This window comes from Nocardia citri (genome assembly GCF_054065835.1).
This window is the reverse complement of sequence record NZ_JBSUQM010000001.1, coordinates 294,772-311,948: the sequence shown is the minus strand read 5'-3', so window position 1 is coordinate 311,948 and position 17,177 is coordinate 294,772. Positions and strand designations below refer to the sequence as shown.

At 65.3% G+C, this 17,177-nt stretch carries 15 protein-coding genes and 1 pseudogene; 6 read left to right on the top strand and 10 right to left on the bottom strand.

Annotation, left to right across the window (positions count from 1 at the left end):
- Positions 1-29: 29 nt before the first annotated feature.
- Both ACW2Q0_RS01555 and ACW2Q0_RS01550 read right to left on the bottom strand, forming a co-directional pair.
- The gene (locus ACW2Q0_RS01555) at positions 30-1,634 is read right to left on the bottom strand and encodes a TerD family protein (protein ID WP_457185283.1); all 1,605 of its coding nucleotides are present in this window, start codon (positions 1,632-1,634) and stop codon (positions 30-32) included.
- 66 nt (positions 1,635-1,700) lie between these two features.
- The gene (locus tag ACW2Q0_RS01550) at positions 1,701-3,113 is read right to left on the bottom strand and encodes a TerD family protein (protein WP_457185281.1); all 1,413 of its coding nucleotides are present in this window, start codon (positions 3,111-3,113) and stop codon (positions 1,701-1,703) included.
- A gap of 183 nt (positions 3,114-3,296) precedes the next feature.
- On the opposite strand from ACW2Q0_RS01550, the gene ACW2Q0_RS01545 reads away from it, so the two are divergent.
- Genes ACW2Q0_RS01545 through ACW2Q0_RS01535 form a run of 3 tightly spaced genes read left to right on the top strand, consistent with a single transcriptional unit; the run spans position 3,297 to position 5,437 of the window.
- The gene (locus ACW2Q0_RS01545) at positions 3,297-3,920 is read left to right on the top strand and encodes an AIM24 family protein (protein WP_457186057.1); all 624 of its coding nucleotides are present in this window, start codon (positions 3,297-3,299) and stop codon (positions 3,918-3,920) included.
- 11 nt (positions 3,921-3,931) lie between these two features.
- Complete coding sequence (locus tag ACW2Q0_RS01540; protein ID WP_457185279.1) at positions 3,932-4,657, top strand: AIM24 family protein; 726 nt, start codon at positions 3,932-3,934, stop codon at positions 4,655-4,657.
- A 3-nt stretch (positions 4,658-4,660) separates the two neighbouring features.
- On the top strand, positions 4,661-5,437 hold the full coding sequence (locus ACW2Q0_RS01535; RefSeq protein WP_457185277.1) for an AIM24 family protein: 777 nt from the start codon (positions 4,661-4,663) through the stop codon (positions 5,435-5,437).
- A gap of 121 nt (positions 5,438-5,558) precedes the next feature.
- Here ACW2Q0_RS01535 and ACW2Q0_RS01530 read toward each other — a convergent pair whose 3' ends face one another.
- The 5 genes and pseudogenes from ACW2Q0_RS01530 to ACW2Q0_RS01510 form a co-directional block, all read right to left on the bottom strand.
- Positions 5,559-6,347 carry an HAD family hydrolase gene (locus ACW2Q0_RS01530; RefSeq protein ID WP_457185275.1) on the bottom strand — a complete coding sequence of 263 codons (789 nt, stop codon included), beginning with the start codon at positions 6,345-6,347 and terminating at the stop codon, positions 5,559-5,561.
- A gap of 56 nt (positions 6,348-6,403) precedes the next feature.
- The gene (locus ACW2Q0_RS01525; RefSeq protein WP_457186055.1) at positions 6,404-7,519 is read right to left on the bottom strand and encodes a cysteine protease StiP family protein; all 1,116 of its coding nucleotides are present in this window, start codon (positions 7,517-7,519) and stop codon (positions 6,404-6,406) included.
- A gap of 362 nt (positions 7,520-7,881) precedes the next feature.
- A pseudogene (locus ACW2Q0_RS01520) lies at positions 7,882-9,120 on the bottom strand (phosphoribosyltransferase family protein); the annotation flags it as partial.
- Positions 9,117-10,328 carry an HpcH/HpaI aldolase/citrate lyase family protein gene (locus ACW2Q0_RS01515; protein WP_457185273.1) on the bottom strand — a complete coding sequence of 404 codons (1,212 nt, stop codon included), beginning with the start codon at positions 10,326-10,328 and terminating at the stop codon, positions 9,117-9,119. The gene ACW2Q0_RS01515 and the pseudogene ACW2Q0_RS01520, both read right to left, overlap by 4 nt.
- A 49-nt stretch (positions 10,329-10,377) precedes the next feature.
- Positions 10,378-11,502 (bottom strand): hypothetical protein, encoded by a 1,125-nt coding sequence (locus tag ACW2Q0_RS01510; protein ID WP_457186053.1) that lies wholly within the window; start codon positions 11,500-11,502, stop codon positions 10,378-10,380.
- A 271-nt stretch (positions 11,503-11,773) separates the two neighbouring features.
- On the opposite strand from ACW2Q0_RS01510, the gene ACW2Q0_RS01505 reads away from it, so the two are divergent.
- From ACW2Q0_RS01505 to ACW2Q0_RS01495, 3 genes are all read left to right on the top strand, one after another.
- Positions 11,774-12,349 carry a TerD family protein gene (locus tag ACW2Q0_RS01505; RefSeq protein ID WP_457185272.1) on the top strand — a complete coding sequence of 192 codons (576 nt, stop codon included), beginning with the start codon at positions 11,774-11,776 and terminating at the stop codon, positions 12,347-12,349.
- A 208-nt stretch (positions 12,350-12,557) separates the two neighbouring features.
- The gene (locus ACW2Q0_RS01500) at positions 12,558-13,667 is read left to right on the top strand and encodes a DUF475 domain-containing protein (protein WP_457185270.1); all 1,110 of its coding nucleotides are present in this window, start codon (positions 12,558-12,560) and stop codon (positions 13,665-13,667) included.
- Positions 13,668-13,746: 79 nt separating this feature from the next.
- The gene (locus tag ACW2Q0_RS01495) at positions 13,747-14,364 is read left to right on the top strand and encodes a TerD family protein (protein ID WP_457185268.1); all 618 of its coding nucleotides are present in this window, start codon (positions 13,747-13,749) and stop codon (positions 14,362-14,364) included.
- Positions 14,365-14,737: 373 nt separating this feature from the next.
- On the opposite strand, the gene ACW2Q0_RS01490 is transcribed toward ACW2Q0_RS01495, so the two are convergent.
- The 3 genes from ACW2Q0_RS01490 to ACW2Q0_RS01480 are packed head-to-tail and all read right to left on the bottom strand — an operon-like array spanning position 14,738 to position 17,158.
- The gene (locus ACW2Q0_RS01490; protein ID WP_457185266.1) at positions 14,738-15,442 is read right to left on the bottom strand and encodes a response regulator; all 705 of its coding nucleotides are present in this window, start codon (positions 15,440-15,442) and stop codon (positions 14,738-14,740) included.
- Positions 15,409-16,653 (bottom strand): sensor histidine kinase, encoded by a 1,245-nt coding sequence (locus ACW2Q0_RS01485; RefSeq protein ID WP_457185264.1) that lies wholly within the window; start codon positions 16,651-16,653, stop codon positions 15,409-15,411. The genes ACW2Q0_RS01490 and ACW2Q0_RS01485 overlap by 34 nt, the downstream gene beginning before the upstream one ends.
- A gap of 4 nt (positions 16,654-16,657) precedes the next feature.
- Positions 16,658-17,158, bottom strand: a complete 501-nt coding sequence (locus ACW2Q0_RS01480; RefSeq protein ID WP_457185262.1) for a hypothetical protein — start codon at positions 17,156-17,158, stop codon at positions 16,658-16,660.
- Positions 17,159-17,177: the final 19 nt, after the last annotated feature.

Here is a 17,177-nt window from a genome sequence, read left to right as displayed (position 1 = left end):
GCAAGTCGCTCGAGCGGGTCAGCGCGGGGTCAGCTGGTGCGCAGGTAGCGCGCCTGTCTGGCCGGTTCCCGCGGCAGCAGGTCCAGATCGAGCTGCCATGCGCTGCCGGTCCACGGATCGAACAGCGGGGTACCGTCCACCGTCGGCAGATGACGGCAGGACTGTGACAGCATCGCCACCGTGCCGTCGCTGGACTCGGATTCGTCGGTGCCGACGATCACCGTGGACAGCCCGATCAGATCGCCGCGCACCAACAGGGTCGCGATGCGCTGGGCGTCCGCGGACTGATATCCGTGCGGGAAGTCCGCGGCGAGCAGCACCCGATGCTCGGTCGGCGGCGTGAAGTTCCCACTGGAATAAGCCAATTCGGCCAAGTCGGCGGCCTCGACCAGGGTCTGCAGCCGCGCCGAGATATCGCCGAAATCGGTGATCGGCGGACCGTTCAGCACCGGCGTCAGCGGGCCGACGAGCTGGCTGAACGCACCGGTCAGATCGATCATGTCGACCAGGGTGCGCCGTCCCGGATCGGCCGCGAGCAGCCGCGCGAGCACCGCGCCGACAACCGGGGTCGCCGCGGCCGAGGATTCGGTATCGATCCACAGCGGACGCGTCAGCGGCACGGGCACACAGTACGGAATGCGCAGTGGCCCACGTTCGTTCGCGTAGAGCTCGCCGAGTCGAATGCCGTCGCTCGACGCGGGCGACCCGTCCCAGGCGGGTGAATTCCAGGATGCCAGTGACGGCGGCAATTGCCGATCAGCGTCGGCGAGTTCGCGCATGAGCGCGTCGCTATCGCGCAGGTGGTTACCCTCCGCGGTGGCGATCAGATCGTCACAGCGGCGCTGCGCGGCTTGCCTGGCCTCCTCGGCGGCCGGGGTGTTCCTGGTCGCCGGATCCGAAACCGCGGCGGAGAGTTCCTGATCCAGCCGCTGCATGGCGTAATCGCGCGCGGAGATGAGTGCGGCGGCCGAGCGCGCGGCATCTTCGAAGATCATCCACAGACGTTCGAGTCCATGCGCGACCTCGAGCGGCGCCGACCCGGCGGCCTTGGGGTCGCCGGGACCGCTGATGGTGTCCTGACCCGCAATGCCGACCGGGTCGGCGGCCCGCAGCTCGGCCGCGCTGTGGTGCCCGGACTGCGGCGGCGTCGGTTCGTCGACCTCGACACCGTGCGCGGTGAGCAGTACGGCGAGCCCACCCGCATAGCCTTGACCGACCGCGCGCAACTTCCAGTCGGTGCCGCGCCGATACACCTCCAGGCAGATGAGCGCGGTCTCCCCCGCCGACGGATTGATCGCGAATTCCGCTGCGGCGGTGTCGTTCACGGCGAGGGCTGCGGTAATCGCACCGAGTCCGCCCGCCTGCGCGGGCGCGGCCGGATCCGCACTGACCACCAGCAGCACCGCCTTGGCGTCGGCGCGTACCTCGCCGAGCCGGATGGTGACCCCGCCTTCGGACAGCATCACCCCCGCGGTCTCGATCTGGTTGTAGAACACGAAATCGCCGGTATCGAAGACCCGCAGGTTCTCCGCCACCACGAGCGCCGAAACATCCAGGGCAGCCCCGGCTTTCGCGCTGAATCGAACGATATCGCCGGTCAGCATCATATTCTGACCGGCCTTCAGCTGAATCACTTTGTCCGCCCGGTTGTTTCGCGCACTATTTCTTTCGAGCGAGCTGTGAGCAATCGCTACGCCAGCTCAATTACCCAGGAACCGCCCCAGTTGCGGCACCGCCTCACCGGGATGTTTGGCCTGGAAGCCGTCACCGAGCGCCTGCAACTTCCAATCGTTGCCGACCCGGAACACCTTGGCCATCGCCATCGCGGTGAACGGCATACCACCGGCGAGGGTATACCTGGCCAGCTCGGCATTGTTGGCGCCATCGACCAAGCGGCAGAACGCATTCTGGACTTGTTCGAAAGTGTGGCCCTTATAGGAGGTCACGATGAACACCAGCGTGCTGACATGCGCCGGGATGCGGGTCAGGTCGACCAGGATCACCTCGTCGTCGCCCTCGCCCTCACCGGTGAGATTGTCGCCCTGGTGCCGGATCGAACCGTCCTTGGAGGTCAACTGGCCGTAGTAGGCGACATCCACCACGTTCATATCGGCGAACATCACCACCGACGCGTCGAGATCGATATCGACGGTCCGGTTGCCGAACATGCCGCGGCTGCGCACCGGATCCCAGCCGAGACCCATCTTCACGAAGGTCAACGCGGTGCCGCCGTCCTTGCGCAGGGTGACCCGCTGCCCCTTGACCAGGCTGACCGGACGATCCTTGCTCAGGCTGATCTCGCTGGGCGGCTGCTGCTGAGCGGGTGGCGGATAACCCTGCCCCGGTCCGGGCTGGCCGGGCGGCGGCGGGTAACCACCGGGTGCGGGCGAGTAGCCCTGGCCGGGCGGCGGGTAGCCGGGTGCGCCTTGCGGATAGCCCTGCTGTGTCGGCGGGTACTGCGGCTGCTGCTGCGTCGGGTACCCGGGCTGAGGCGGCGGGTAGCCCAGTCCGGGCTGGGCGGGTTGGGGCTGGGCGGGTTGGGGCTGGGCGGGTTGGGGCTGGGCGGGCTGGTAGGTCGGTGGCGGCGAAACCTGCGTCGCGGCCGGAGATTCGTCGACGGTGACACCGTGATCGGTGACCAGTGCCGCGAAACCGCCCGCGTAACCCTGACCGACCGCGCGCACCTTCCACTCGCCCTGGCGCCGGTACAGCTCGAGCGCGATCACGATCGACTCGGTGTTCAAACCGTCGATGCGGTACTCGTACAACTGATTACCCGCCGAATCGGCAACGACCGCGGTAGGCGCGGGAAAGCGGCCGAAATTGCTGGTCGCGTCGTCCAGGGTGATCACCGCGCGGATCTGCGCGATATCCGCGGGCACCGCATTCAGCGATACCGCCAGCGACGCGGGCTGTCCGGCCGGGGCGGGCTGCAGATTCACCCCGGGGCCGCTGGGCTGATTGAAGAAGACGAAGTCCGCGTCGGAACGGACCTTCCCCGACTCGGTGACCAGTAGCGCGGACAGATCCGCCGGCGCGGTCAGTTGGACGGAGATCACCACGTCGTTGGCGGCCAGCGGGCCATTCTGCCCCTTGGCGAGTGTTGCGGACAAGTTCGACCCTTCGCTTGTCGGTGCGTACGGTGCCACTCTACGAGAAACGTGCCGCACACGATCCGAAGTAACCGCCCGCCGTGGCCCATCCGACCGCTCCAAGATCGGCTAGGGTGGCGAAACGCGGTCGCAATGGTGGGCGATATACCCGTGTTCCCCTACGAGACAGCAGGCAAACTCCCTATGGCGCAACTGTTCGAGCGGTCGAAAAAGGTGATCGAGGCACACCTCGCCGGATCGAGTATCCGCGCGATTTCCGGCTCGATGGTCGCCTACGAAGGAAATGTGCAGTTCAAATCGGCCGGTTTCGGCGGCGGCGACGGCGTACTCGCCGGACTGAAGCGGCGTGCCACCGGCGAGAAACTGTCGCTGATGGAATGCAGCGGCAACGGCCGGGTGTTCTTCGCGGTCAATGGTCAGCACGTCACCGTGGTGAATTTGAATAACGAGACGCTGCAGGTCGAATCGCAACAGCTGCTGTGCTTCGCCGGAAACCTGCGCACCGACGTGCGTTTCGCCGGTCTGCGCGGCGCGTCATCAGGTGCCGGACTGTTCACCACCACGGTGACCGGACAGGGCCAGGTCGCACTGCTCTCGGCGGGTGGGCCGCTGATCCATCTGGAAGTTTCGCCGCAGTATCCGCTGATCGTGGATCCGGATGCCTTCGTGGCCTGCCGGGGCAATCTCAATCAGTCGTTCGTAACCGATGTTTCGTGGCGCACCTTCGTCGGCCAGGACGCCGGAGAGGCGTTCTCACTGCGCTTCGACGGTCAGGGCCTGGTGTTGATCCAGCCGGCGGAACGGTAAGGGGGCCAGCGATGTTCGAGAAGGTCAACGGCAAGGTCGTCAAAGTCGATGTCGCGACGGCGGGCGGTGTGGTCGCGCGCAACGGCGCGATGCTGTTCTACACGGGCGATATTTCCTTTTCGCCGCACCAAATTCCGGGAGCGGCCCCCGGTATGGGCGGTGGCGGCATCATGCGGATGGCGGGCCGGATGATGGCCGGTGAGCACGAGCGCACCATGCTGGCCACCGGTAGCGGCGAGGTGCACTACGGATTCGCCGGGCTGGAAGTGCATGTGGTGCAGATGCAGCCCGGTGCCGTGCTGCGCGTCGAAGCCTCGCGGCTGCTGGCCAATACCGCGGCACTGCAGAGTTCGATTGTGTCCGTGATGAGTTCGGGCGGCGGCGGCGGCGGGCTGATGGGTGCGTTGCGCGGTGCCGCGAGTGGTGCGCTGACCGGTCAGGGCATGTTCACCACGCAATTGTCCGGACAGGGCGCGGCGGTACTGCTCGCACACGGTGGCTTCCTGGAACTGCCGGTGGGCGGCCCGCTCGGTCCAGCTGGGGCAAGTCCCCAGACCCCCGGGCAGATCGTGGTGGATCCGCAAGCCTTCGTCGCCGCCTATGGCAACGTGCAGACCGAGCTGAAGACGGCCCTGAGCTGGCGCGATGCGGTAGGTCGCGGATCCGGCGAGGCGATGCAATTGCATTGCTTCGGCCAGGGTGTCGTGTATGTGCAGGCCTCCGAAGAGAAATTGTGAGCGATGACCGATATTTTGAATCCGCTGAATCTCGGTGAGAGCGACAACATTCCGGGCAACAGCTACGCCTACTGCATCGATCTGAACAAGCCATGGTTCATGCGCAAGGGCGCGATGATCGCCTACTACGGCGATATGCGGTTCCAGTTGCTCACCCACGGATTGCAAGGCGGGCTGCTGCATATGGTCTCGCAGCAGTTCTCCGCGCCCCTGTTCACCGGCGACTATGTGATCGCCGAGGGCCACGGCAAGCTGATCATCGGCGACCGCGGTTACGACATCAATTCCTATGACCTCGAAGACAACGGCAACCTCACCATCCGCGCCGCGAATCTGCTCGCCTTCGAGCCGGGGCTGTCGCTGAAGCAGTCCATCGTCCCCGGATTTCTCACCCTCATCGGCACCGGTAAGTTCCTGGCCTCCTCCAATGGCCCGGTCATGTTCGCCGAACCGCCGCTGCGTGTCGATCCGGAAGCCCTTGTCGGCTGGGCGGATTGCCCCTCACCCAGCCATCACTACGACCAGCGTTGGGTCACCGGCTTCCTGGCGGCCGGTGCGGCGCGCTTCGGGGTGAATTCCGGTGAGGAGCGCCAATTCGACTTCACCGGTGCTGGCACGGTTCTCATTCAATCCAGTGAGAAGATCCTCAGTGATTCGGCGCTGGTCCGCACGATCGAGGGGCAATTGCAGAGCGGTATGACCGTCGGCGGCCTGCAGCGGTTGCAGGGCGTCATCGCCCAACAATTGGGCGCGCAGCAGCGCGACTACCGAACCGGATGACCTGAGGATCATCCCCGAGTCCCACCTTCGGCGGTCCCGACGCGCCGGCTCAGTGATTCGACCTCCTGCCCGACGGTCGGGGCAACGCTGAACCTTGTCGCCGGTGTCGAGCCAGGGTTGACTAGTTGTCCAGTTCCGGCGCGGCCTTGATGAACCAGTTGATGATCTCCTCGCCCGCGAGAATTCCGGAAGCGCGGGTAATGGTGAGGTTGGGGTGGGTCCAGTTGAGTTGTTCGAGTTCACCGTGGCGCGGGCGGATGGCGGAATCCGCAGTACGCAGCATTTCGGCGTCGAGCGCGCCGTCACCGGCGGCGAGAGTCATCGACCCGTCCGCGAGTTCGCCGTTTTCGACCAGGCGGCGCCGGACTTCGCGCACCGCGTGACTCTTGCAGACGACCAGCGGCATCGTGTAGATCTTGCGGCCCTGCTGGGAAACCGACCAGCCGCGCGGACGGCACCAGGAGTCCCAGTCGGCGAGGAAGCCATCCGGTACTTCTTTGGGCTTCACCACCAGGTAGGTGAACAGATGATCGGCGACCCGGAATTTGGTAACCCAGGAATCGTCGATGCGCGCCCGCAGCTCGGTATTCACCTCCGACAATGTCGCGCCACTCGCCCGCACCTGCGCATCGATATCGATGCGCCAGCGCATATCCGGCACCCCGTCGACCAGGATATTCCCCCCATTGCTGGTAATCGCGTACCGCCAGGGGGCGCCGGGCAATTGGATACGCTCGAACTGCTTGATGGTCCGGGTGGTGGTGGGGATAACGGCGGCGGGTTCGGTCAGGATCTGCATGCGCAAGGCGGCGGCGGTTGTCATGAATGACAGTGGCGCGCCCTCGAGGTGCTCCACACAGACGGTCGGTACGTCTGTGTGGGCGTGGAAAGCGTTGCGCGAGTAGATCATTGTCCGGTCTAGATCGGTAGCGATCAGTGCGTGTCTTCGTAGTTTTCGCAAATGCATTACTGCTGTACGTCCTTGATCAATCCCATACACGAATAGGCCAGGTCGGGTACGACCTCGACCGGAACGCCGCGGGCCGCGGCGAGCAGACGGATATGCGCGTGCTCTGGTGCGTCCGACGCACGCACCAGCACCCGCCACGGCAGCCGCCGCAGCAACACCCGAGTCGTCTCGCCGACACCGGGTTTCACGAAATTCACGCTGGCGATGCCGTATTCCGCGCGCACCCTGTCGACCGATTCCCAGCCGGTCCAGGTCGGTGTCCGGTCACCGGCTCGCACGGCGGCCAGTTCGGCGGGTACGCGATCGCGGATCGCGTCGAAGGCAGCGGTCACGGTGTCGAGCAGGCGGCCGGAGACATCGTCGGCCGCCAACTCGCGGTAGAACTTCGCGCCGTGGAAATCGCCGGGGCCGATCAGCGTGTCATTGAGTACCGTGCGCGAAATCAGCCCGGAAACTGTCGAATTCAGGCAGGCGGACGCGATCAGGAAGTCGTCTCGAGTGCCGTAGGTGCGCACACAATGTCCCGGATCGGCGAGCACGGCGAGTTCGTCATTGAATCGGGCACCGCCCGCTCCGTGATAGGCGTCCAGCGCTTCGGTGAGTTCGCGGGTAATGGCACCCTTGCCGGTCCAGCCGTCCACGAACACCACCGAGGCCGGATCATGGTGCCGGGCGAGATAATCCAATGCGACGGCGTCGATACCGCGATCACGCACGATGGATACCGCATAGTGCGCCACATCGAGGCGCACCGCCCGCGACCGCAACCACCGCCGCATGAGAATCCCGATCGGTGTACCCGCCCGCGCCAGCGAGACCAGCACGATATCGGTACCGCGCTCGGCGACAACCAGTTCCGACACCGTCGCAACGGCGAGCGCGAGCCGCTCGGCACTGTCGGCCAACACCTCGTCGAACAGCGAGCGGTATTGCGCATCGGGCTGATATTCGATCGGTAGCGATTCCGCGTAATGCGCCGCACCGGATTGGATCCGGCGTTCCCGCTCGACCACATCGGCCTCGAGGTCGATGTCGGACAGATCCTTCAACAGCCAGGAAACCTCTTCGGCCGCATATGATCCGAAGGCCGGGCCGTACAGTGGAACGGGCAGGTCCACAGCGGTATTCGATTCCGGCGCAGCGCTCATAACATCCTCGGTTCCGCGGACAACAGGGCATCGGTCCGTTCCGCATACAACAGGCGCGGATTCGCACCTGGCAGCACTGCCAAGACGACATCGTCGCCGGATGCGGTCAGCACATCGATCAGACCGCCCTCGACCAGCAGTTCCTCGGTATCGGCCGGGGTGTCGATGACAACGATGAGAACTGGTTCGACGCCGACTGACCGCACACCGGCTGCCCCTGTCGGCCGCGGATCATCCACCGCCTGCTCGCCCGCGCGAGCACGATCGCCCAGCACCGCGCCCGCGCCGAGTACGACGTTCTCACCCAGCGCCATGTCCCCGCTCGAGTCCGCACCAGCACTCAGCGTTACGTCCCCACCCAGCGCCGCATCCCCACCCAGCGCCGCATCCGCACTCGAGTCCGCACCGGCACCCGACGCCGCGAGTTCGGACAGTGCGTCCTCGATCCAGTGCGCGTTGTACAGATACCGCGGCTGCGTCTCACCAGGTTCGGGTGCGATGAACCGAAACCCGCGCCGCAACGGGTACCCCGGCTCATCCAGCACATACGCGGGCGAGCGGGTCGTCGTCTGGAATCGGATCGCAATCCCGGCATCGGCGAGCTCGGCCGCCAACCGCAGCGGCAGATACATCAGCTCTTCATGCCCGAGCACAATCGCGGGCCGTCCGGCGAAACCATCGGCGAGCGGTACCCGCAGCGCCTCGGCGGCTGTCGCGAGCGCAGCCTCGAACGCATCGGTATCGGAGCGCAGCATCCCGTGCCGACCGCCCTCGGGAACCGAAGCAGGCCACGGCAACTCGACTCGAACAAACGAACCACGCTGCGCCGCAGTCGGGTTCAGTACCGGATCCGGCATCGACGACACCGTCGCGACCAGGTCATCGGGCAGCAAGGTGCGCCCGGACGCCAGACATACGGTGTCGATCCGGGCACCCAACGACTCGGCCGCCGCCTCGAACCGCAGCCGATCATCCTCGGCCCGCATATCGACCAGCGACGCCAGCACGTAGTGCGAACGCGGCGAAAACGCGTGCAATGCGCGAACCGCGTCGATCGCGGTATCACCGGTGGAGATCTCGTCGTCGACGAGCACCAGCGGCAGATCGTTGACGAAGATATCCGCGGGTGCGGGCTGCAGCCGATGCGAGGTGGCGTGCGAATGCCCCTCCTCGAAGCCGGTCAACGTCGTGGCATCGGGCACCTCGCGACGGGTCGAGTGCAGATAGCATCCGGCCCCGATCCGCGCCGCCACACAATGCCCCAGACCCGTTGCGGTCTCGGCGAATCCGAGCACCACCGCCTCGCGATCGCCCAGCACCTCACGCACCAGATCGCCCAGCCGATTGCCCGCACCGAGGACCACCCGCGGATCGGTCGGCAGATGTTTCCCGAGCACGGTCGAAACCAGCAGGTGGGCACGACGTGGATTACGCCGCAGCCCCGGCTGAATCAATGTGTCGATGGGCAATTCGGCGGGCAGCACATCGACAGATCCGCCACCGTGCGACCGCTCGTGCCGCAACTCGATTCCCAAATTCTTTGTCGCCCAGGGATCAATTCTCATTCGGTCACCAACGCCGTCAACAGATCCACGAACGAAACACCCTTATTCGCGACACCGAAGACGCGGGCCCGTAGCAGGGTTTGGCGTGCCCAGCTGCGATGCGGCCGCATCTCGTTCATCTTGTTGCGATATCCCGACGCCGCCACCCCGCCGACATCGACCTGCAGAATGTCCAGCGCATCGGAGTACTCCTCGTGCGTCACCACCGATAGCGCATGTACGGCCGCGACATGCGACGGATGGATGACCGTCTTGCCCTGGATCCCATTGGCCCGGTCCAGCGTGATCTCCCGGAGTAGACCATCCAGATCGCGGCTGACCAGGTAGTGCCGGAACGGCACCGCATCGGACTCCTCGAACGGCGCGGTCCGCAGCAGCGGCCGGAACATCCGCTCATGGTCGGCGAAGTATTCCCAGACCGGTCCGGTGATCACGAAACCCGTGCCATCGGATCGCCCCAGGTAATTCACAATATCGGCGATGACATCCGCGACGACCCGCACGTCGTAGATGGTCAGATCCCGATCCCGTCGAATACCGAAGGTCGAGCACATATCCGTCGCACCGATGCGCACCGCGAGTACCCGCTCGCGGTGCTCGGCCAATAGCATCGCGATCTGGGTCAGCTCCTGATCCCGAGTCTGGCGATGGACCAGCGCGGGTGATTCGAGGACCGGCATGCCATACACCGGCCTGCTCAACCGCTCGGCGGCCGCCTCGAGTGCGGCGAGATATTTCGGACCACTCGCACTGTCGAATTTCGGAAAAACGAAGCCGGTCAGTGCCGCCACCCCGGTGCCGAGTTGTTCGACGATTTCGGTAACGGTGTCCGCATCGCGGACCCGGACGAACAGCAGCGGATTCGGATCCTCGCCCTCGGCAAGCAGATTCAGCGTCGCGACGGTCTGTCGTTTGGCCGATTCCACCTCGTGATCGGCGACCGCATCCTCGAGATCGATGACCATCGAACATACGCCGCGCGCGGCCCGCTTACTTATCGTCAAGGCGAGGTCATGGCGGGTCGCCGGCGCGTACAGCGTGGCGCCGAGCGCTGTCGCGAGAATTTCCCGGTCGGCCTCATCGCCGAACGGTTCCGGTTGTCGATAGAACAGGTGCCGCGCCTCCGGGCCCTGTAACTGGCGAAAATGGCGCAGCGGCAATTGCTTTCGCAGGGAGACCTGTTGCCGGACGGCGATGCCCGCGGTCATCTATTCGCTATCCTCATCCCTGATTTCGGTGGCCGTATAACCCCTGGCCTCATTCTCGTCGTGGTCCTACTTGTTTTCTCATTCGATCCACTACCCCGGCTACGAACTCCGCGACGGTATCCAATTCGGCCACATAGGCCCAGTAGTCGGGGTGGCGCCCCGACAAGCTTTCGGTGATTCGATCGATCCGGTCCACCTGTGCGTCGAGCACAGATCCCCATTCGCCGACGAGCCCGCGGCTCACCGCGAGCATTTGTGCGTCCCGCAACCGGAATCGTACGGCCTTCGCCTTCTCTTGCGGATTCTCCCGAACCTCGCGCAGCAGTGACAGCCGTTTGGTCACAGCATCGATCGAATGCTCGGCCTCGGTGAGGTACCCGCGTGCGGATGTGGTCAGATCAAGCGCAGACTCCGGATTGTTTTCGGCCGCCGCCGCTCGCGCCCGCACCAGGGCGGCGTCCGCGGCATCGATGGCCCGTCGACTTTCCTGCCCATTGTTAGCCAGATCCGCCGAACTCGCAGCGTTGAACTCGCGGAGCAACTCCGAGTAGGCCGGTGCCAGCCGCTCGCCACGGGTGCGCACCGCGGCCGATCTCGTGGCCACCGAGGTGATCGCGTTGGCCGCCGCCGCGGCCCGAGATGGCGCCTGCGCCAATGCTTCTGCCAGCATTTTCGTCGCCGATTCCAAGCGGTTGGCGGCCTCTCGGATACTCGCGACCGGCACCTGTGTCCCGAGCGCTTCGAGTGTGAGCAGCAACTCATCCACCGCCGCCGTGTGCTGGCGCACCGAGGGATAGCCAACGTATTCGGATTCAGCGGCCTGCCTGCGCACACCCGCCGCCGCGATCTTCACTTGCTGCGCGAATTGCGGCACCGTGCCGAGCACCGCGACGGCATTTTCGAGTTGGGACTGATTACCGTGATAGAACTCGTCGACGGCACGGGCCGCGTCGGTCAGCTGCCGTACCAGGGTGTCCACCCGCGGCTGCGCCTGCGGCATCGGCGTGTCGTCGCGTTCGGCGGTATCCAACTCCTCGGTGAATGTCAGATATGCGCCCGCGGCGTCATAGCATCTACCGCGCACCGGTTCCCATTTCGCGCCCATCCGTCGCTCCGGAAACACCTGTTCGCTGGCGTGCACCGCCGCCTCCGCCGCGCTCTGCCGCCGATCCATATCCAGAAACGCGCCCACCAGCGTCGACCGGGCCTGTGCAATCCATTCATTGTTCCCGGAAGACCGGAACCATCCACGCCTACGGCCTGTCACGCCCCGATGTTAAGCGGTGTACTCGCCTCGGCTCGCCCAAGCCGACGAGATGTTCCAGTCACCGGGGGGATACCGCAGTTCCTACGCAAGACTGCCGAAACCTACTACTGTCGTAGGGCGTACCCGGCGATTCGGACAGTGCTGGGAAACACCGACGTCTATTGAAAGGGAATCCCGCATGGGTGTCAGTTTGTCCAAGGGCGGCAATGTCTCGCTGACCAAGGCGGCGCCGAACCTTACCGCTGTCTCCGTCGGGCTCGGGTGGGATATTCGTACGACCACCGGCACCGACTTCGATCTGGATGCCAGTGCGATCGCGACGGGCGCGGACAAGAAGGTCGTCTCCGACAAGCACTTCGTCTTCTTCAACAACCTGAAGTCGCCCGAGGGCACCATCGAGCACACCGGCGACAATCTGACCGGTGAGGGCGAGGGCGACGACGAGATTATCAAGGTAGACCTGGCCAACACCCCGCCGACCATCGATAGCATCTTCTTCCCGGTTTCGATCTACGACGCGGACACCCGGCAGCAGTCCTTCGGCCAGGTGCGCAACGCCTACATCCGGGTTGTCGACCAGGCCAACGGCGCCGAGCTGGCCCGCTACGACCTGTCCGAGGACGCTTCGACCGAGACCGCCATGGTCTTCGGCGAGCTGTATCGCAACGGCGCCGAGTGGAAATTCCGCGCCATCGGGCAGGGCTACGCCTCGGGTCTGGCGGGTATCGCCCGGGACTACGGTGTGAACGTCTGAGACGCACTGTTCCGTACAGGGGGCTCGGCGACGGGCCCCCTGTACGCATGTCCGCGGAACGATTCGCCTCGCCGCTGCGTTGGACATTCGAGGGTTGCGCGGCCACGCTGGAATCATCATCGTGACCGCGGGTTGGTATTGCCCTCGGGTACATCGGTAATGGCGCGCTCGGACCGACATTCGACCGCCGCACGGAAAGGGTCTCCGCGTGGTTCTGCGTATATTCGGCATGTCCATCGTTGTCACAGTGGTATCGCTTGTCGTGGCGTTCTTGTACGGCGGGCCGACCGCGCTGGCGTTGGCCGCCATCCTCGGTGTTCTCGAGGTCTCCTTGTCGTTCGACAATGCGGTCATCAACGCCACCGTGCTCGAGCGTATGAACGAGTTCTGGCAGCGGATCTTCCTCACCGTCGGTGTGATCATCGCCGTATTCGGCATGCGATTGGTCTTCCCGTTGGCGATCGTCTGGATCACCGCGGGCCTGAACCCGGTGAAGGCGTTCGATCTGGCGCTGAACCCGCCCGCCGGTGACGCACTGGTGTTCCCGGACGGCAGCCCCAGCTACGAAAAGCTGCTCACCGACGCGCATCCGCAGATCGCAGCGTTCGGCGGCATGTTCCTGCTGCTGCTGTTCCTGAACTTCATCTTCGAGGAACGCGAAATCACCTGGCTGTCCTGGCTGGAGAAGCCGCTGGCCCAACTCGGCAAGCTGGACATGCTCTCGGTGGTCGTCGCGAGCGTCGGCCTCGTGCTCACCGCGGAAATCATCGCGGGCGACGAGGAGCGCGCCACTGTCCTGGTCGCCGGTCTGCTCGGCATGATCACCTACATCGTGGTCGATGGTCTCGGTTCGCTGTTCCACACCGAGGAGTTCGAGGAATCCGCGGACGGCGGTCCGTCCCAGCTGGTCAAGGCCGCGGGCAAGGCGGCGTTCTTTCTGTTCCTGTACCTCGAGGTGCTGGACGCGTCGTTCTCCTTCGACGGTGTCATCGGCGCCTTCGCCATCACCTCCGACCCGATCATCATCGCGCTCGGCCTCGGTCTGATCGGCGCCATGTTCGTCCGTTCGATCACCGTGTACCTGGTGCGCAAGGGCACGCTGTCGGAGTACGTGTACCTGGAGCACGGCGCGCACTGGGCGATCGGTGCGCTGGCGGTCATCCTGTTCGTCTCGATCGGCGTGCACATCAACGAGATCGTCACCGGTCTCGTCGGCGTGGCGTTCATCGGCGCGGCGTTCATCACCAGCATCATTCGGAATCGGGGCGAGGACACCGACGAAGTGGAGCGCGCGCGAGAGGTCACCCCGGTAGCCTGAATTCCGGCGGGTAGCCGAACAACTCGAGCGGTAGCGGCCTTCCAGCCGCTACCGCTTCTCTTTCCGAGGGGCAATGGCGATGTCGAATGAAACTCCGGGCGTGAACCTCGCCAAGGTGACCTTGTCGAAGGCCACGCCGAGCGTCACCCTCACCAAACCCGGTGATCAGCAGGGCACCATGCGAGTCAACCTGAACTGGTCCAGTGGTCCGAAGGGCTTGTTCCGCCGCGCTAAAGCCGTCGACCTGGATCTGGGCTGCCTGTACGAATTGGCCAGTGGCGCCAGGGGTGTGGTGCAGGCCATCGGCAATAATTTCGGCTCGCTGCAGTCCGAGCCGTTCATCCAGCTGGACGGCGACGATCGCAGCGGAGCATCGTCCGGCGGCGAGAATATGTATATCAATCTCGCTCGGCCCGCGGTGTTCCGGCGCATTCTGATCTTCGCCTTCATCTACGAGGGCGTGCCGAACTGGGCCGCGGCCGACGGTGTGGTGACGCTGTACCCGACCTCCGGTCCGCAAATCGAGGTCCGGCTGGACTCTCCGGTGAACGGTGCGCGGTCCTGCGCGATCGCCCTGCTGCAGAATCACGGCTCGGGCATCACCGTGCACCGGGAAGTGCACTACATCAACGGTGCGCAGAGCGCGATCGACGAGGCGTACAACTGGGGCATGCAATGGCACGCCGCCCGAAAGTAATTCAGCGCACTGGCACCGGCTGCCGCTGCTCGACCACGGGCGTCGGGCGACACGATGCGAAAACCACCGGCGGCGAGCGGCCGCAGCGGCTGATCGATGACCAGCCAGGCCGGCACGGCCGTGACCGCGCGAGTCGCGAAGAACAGACGCCCGACTCGCGTTACCTGCCAACGCCGCAGCATCGCATTCAGCTGCCACCATCGATATGACCGACACCATCCAGGTGAGCGACTCCGCGAATCGTGGCACACTCCGGATATGCAATTGGCCGACGCCCCAGGCCGATACGCCCGCGACCGGTGTGCTGACCGCCACATGAACCGCGCTTGATTCCCGGCACATGGGGAGCGGCTGCCCAAAGGCCGGCCCGTGCTCAGCTGCCGAGGCCGATGCGGTGTGCGTATGCGATGGCTTGGGCGCGGTCGCGGACGTGGAGCTTCGCGAACAGCGAGTTGATATGGCTCTTGACGGTGCTTACGCCGATGAACAGTTCCTTGGCGATCTCGGAGTTGTTGTAGCCCTCGGCGATCAGGGTGAGCACGTCGAGTTCGCGACTGCTTAGGCCGATTTCGGCCACGCTGGATCCTACGTCCGCAACCCGAGCAGTCACCGACGCCCGCGCGGCGGATTCGGTCGACAGCGCGGCGACGAGGCGCTGCCCGATCTCGGCGGCGAAGGTCGACTGCCCGCCCGCGACGGCCCTTATCGCCGTGGCGATCTCACGCCGACCGGCATCCTTGGTCAGATAACCGCGCGCCCCCGCACGCAACGCACTCGAGACCGACTCGTCATCGGCATAGGTGGTCAGCACCAGTACGGCGGTGCCCGGATGATCCGTGGCAATCGCGGCCGTCGCGGCGACACCGTCCAACACCGGCATGCGCAGATCCATCAGGACGACATCCGGCGCCAACCGGGCAACCAACTCGACCGCCTCGCCACCATCGCGCGCCTCACCGATCACCTCGATATCCGCCAATAGCGACAACACCGTGGTCAACCCTTCGCGCACAATGGTTTGATCATCGGCCACCACCACCGTAATCACCTCCGCGGCACCATCATCCGCACCACCCATCGCCCACCCGCCTTTCCCACCGCAACCGTTCCACCCAGCGCCCCGATCCTTTCCCGCATCCCAAGCAGTCCCGCCCCGATCCCCACCAAATCCGCAGCCACCGAATTCGAAACCGCCGCACCGGATCCCGAAATCTCCGCGGCCCGCTCCGCACCTGCCAAGTGCGGCGTCGTATCCGCTGCCGACGGCGCGGTCGCCGATAGCAGCCCTGTCCGTCGTGGCAAGGGATTGGACGCGGTCAGCTCGACTCGCTCGCTGTCGAGCAGCAGTCGCATCTCGACCTCCGTGCCCGGTGCGTGTTTGCGGGCATTGGTCAGGGATTCCTGTGCGCCGCGCAGTAGCGCCGTGCTTACCTGTTCGTCGAGATGGTCGGCGCTGCCCGCGTAGTGCAGTTGTACTCGGCCGCCCGCGGCGCGATGTTCGCGTGCCAGGCGTTCCAGTTCCGTTGACAGCACTATTCGTTCGGCTCGCAAGGCGCCGACGACTTGGCGCGCGTCGGCGAGTCCGGCAACGGCCAGTGCCCGCGAGGAGCGAACGTGGTCGGCGGCCTGCTCGATCTTTCCCGCCTCCAATAGCGCGTCCGCGGCGTCGAGTTGTAGTAGCAGCCCGCCGAGGGTGTGGGCGAGTACATCGTGCACCTCGCGCGCGATTCGGCCGCGTTCGGCGAGGGTGGCCGCGCGATCGCGTTCGGCGCGAATCTGTCTGCTCTGCTGTAACAGCAATCGATTCTGCTCGGCGGTGGCCCGAAACTGCCTGCGGCTGAATCCCATCAAGGCCACCAATGCGATCGCCGCCAGGATCCCGAGGTACGCGACCAGACGTGCGTGTGCGAGCAGATAGGAAACGCTCACCATCGCTGTCGCGCCGGCGGCGATCAGCACCCCGAACGTATTCGACAGTTGGACCAGCGCGAACCCGGCGTACACCGCGGCCAGCGTGGCGACCGCGCTGCCGCCGCACTGTGCGACCGTCAGCCCGCCGCAGACCGCCATCAGGACAAGCGCGACGTGGTTCGCCCGCACCTGGTCGCCGGGTGCCAGCGCCCAGATCAGCATGCCGCCGATCGCGAATCCGGTGCCCGCTAGCACTGGAAATCCCAGGTCCGACAGCCGGTAGCCGGGCAGGAAGGCGATCATGGCGACGACCCCGAGCAGGCGGACCAGCCTGTTCGAGAGCGTCGCCGCCGGACTCGGAGTTCCGCTGTGGAACATCGCCTCAGTGTGCCCGAATTTTCGCCCCCGAATCGGTCGATCTTTCCGCACGCGCTGCGACGACAGCGATCCGCCCGACCCGATTCACAGCGATCAGCATGATGATCACCCCGGCCGAGCCCACCGCAGCCGCACCCGCGTCGACGGCCAACACACCGATGCCGATCCGCACCGCGATCAGCACCAGCCACAGCGCCGAGGCCAGCGCGCCGGTCCGCACCAGCAGTGCGCCATCGGCATCGCGTTCGAAGCGCGACATCGCCCCCATCACCACGCCGACACCGAGCGACAACGCGCCTTCGAGTACCAGCAATGCGATGTCATGGGCGCGTACGGTGGTGATCTCGTCGGACTCGGCGAAGACGAAAGCACCGACAATTCCGAGAATCAATGGCAATCGCCACATCCGGGCCGGTTCGAAACGCCGCCATTGGTTCTGCCGGTAGATGATCCAACCGAGGACTGCCAGCGCGAGTACGGCGGTGACAATGTTTTCCGAGGTCATGGCAATAACCCTGCGCGGA

Excerpts from the sequence above, each read along its gene's own strand:
- ACW2Q0_RS01545 (WP_457186057.1), top strand. The coding sequence starts at position 3,297 with ATGGCGCAACTGTTCGAGCGGTCGAAAAAGGTGATCGAGGCACACCTC.
- ACW2Q0_RS01540 (WP_457185279.1), top strand. The coding sequence starts at position 3,932 with ATGTTCGAGAAGGTCAACGGCAAGGTCGTCAAAGTCGATGTCGCGACG.
- ACW2Q0_RS01535 (WP_457185277.1), top strand. The coding sequence starts at position 4,661 with ATGACCGATATTTTGAATCCGCTGAATCTCGGTGAGAGCGACAACATT.
- ACW2Q0_RS01530 (WP_457185275.1), bottom strand. The coding sequence starts at position 6,347 with ATGATCTACTCGCGCAACGCTTTCCACGCCCACACAGACGTACCGACC.
- ACW2Q0_RS01515 (WP_457185273.1), bottom strand. The coding sequence starts at position 10,328 with ATGACCGCGGGCATCGCCGTCCGGCAACAGGTCTCCCTGCGAAAGCAA.
- ACW2Q0_RS01510 (WP_457186053.1), bottom strand. The coding sequence starts at position 11,502 with ATGGATCGGCGGCAGAGCGCGGCGGAGGCGGCGGTGCACGCCAGCGAA.
- ACW2Q0_RS01505 (WP_457185272.1), top strand. The coding sequence starts at position 11,774 with ATGGGTGTCAGTTTGTCCAAGGGCGGCAATGTCTCGCTGACCAAGGCG.
- ACW2Q0_RS01495 (WP_457185268.1), top strand. The coding sequence starts at position 13,747 with ATGTCGAATGAAACTCCGGGCGTGAACCTCGCCAAGGTGACCTTGTCG.
- ACW2Q0_RS01490 (WP_457185266.1), bottom strand. The coding sequence starts at position 15,442 with ATGGGTGGTGCGGATGATGGTGCCGCGGAGGTGATTACGGTGGTGGTG.
- ACW2Q0_RS01485 (WP_457185264.1), bottom strand. The coding sequence starts at position 16,653 with ATGTTCCACAGCGGAACTCCGAGTCCGGCGGCGACGCTCTCGAACAGG.
- ACW2Q0_RS01480 (WP_457185262.1), bottom strand. The coding sequence starts at position 17,158 with ATGACCTCGGAAAACATTGTCACCGCCGTACTCGCGCTGGCAGTCCTC.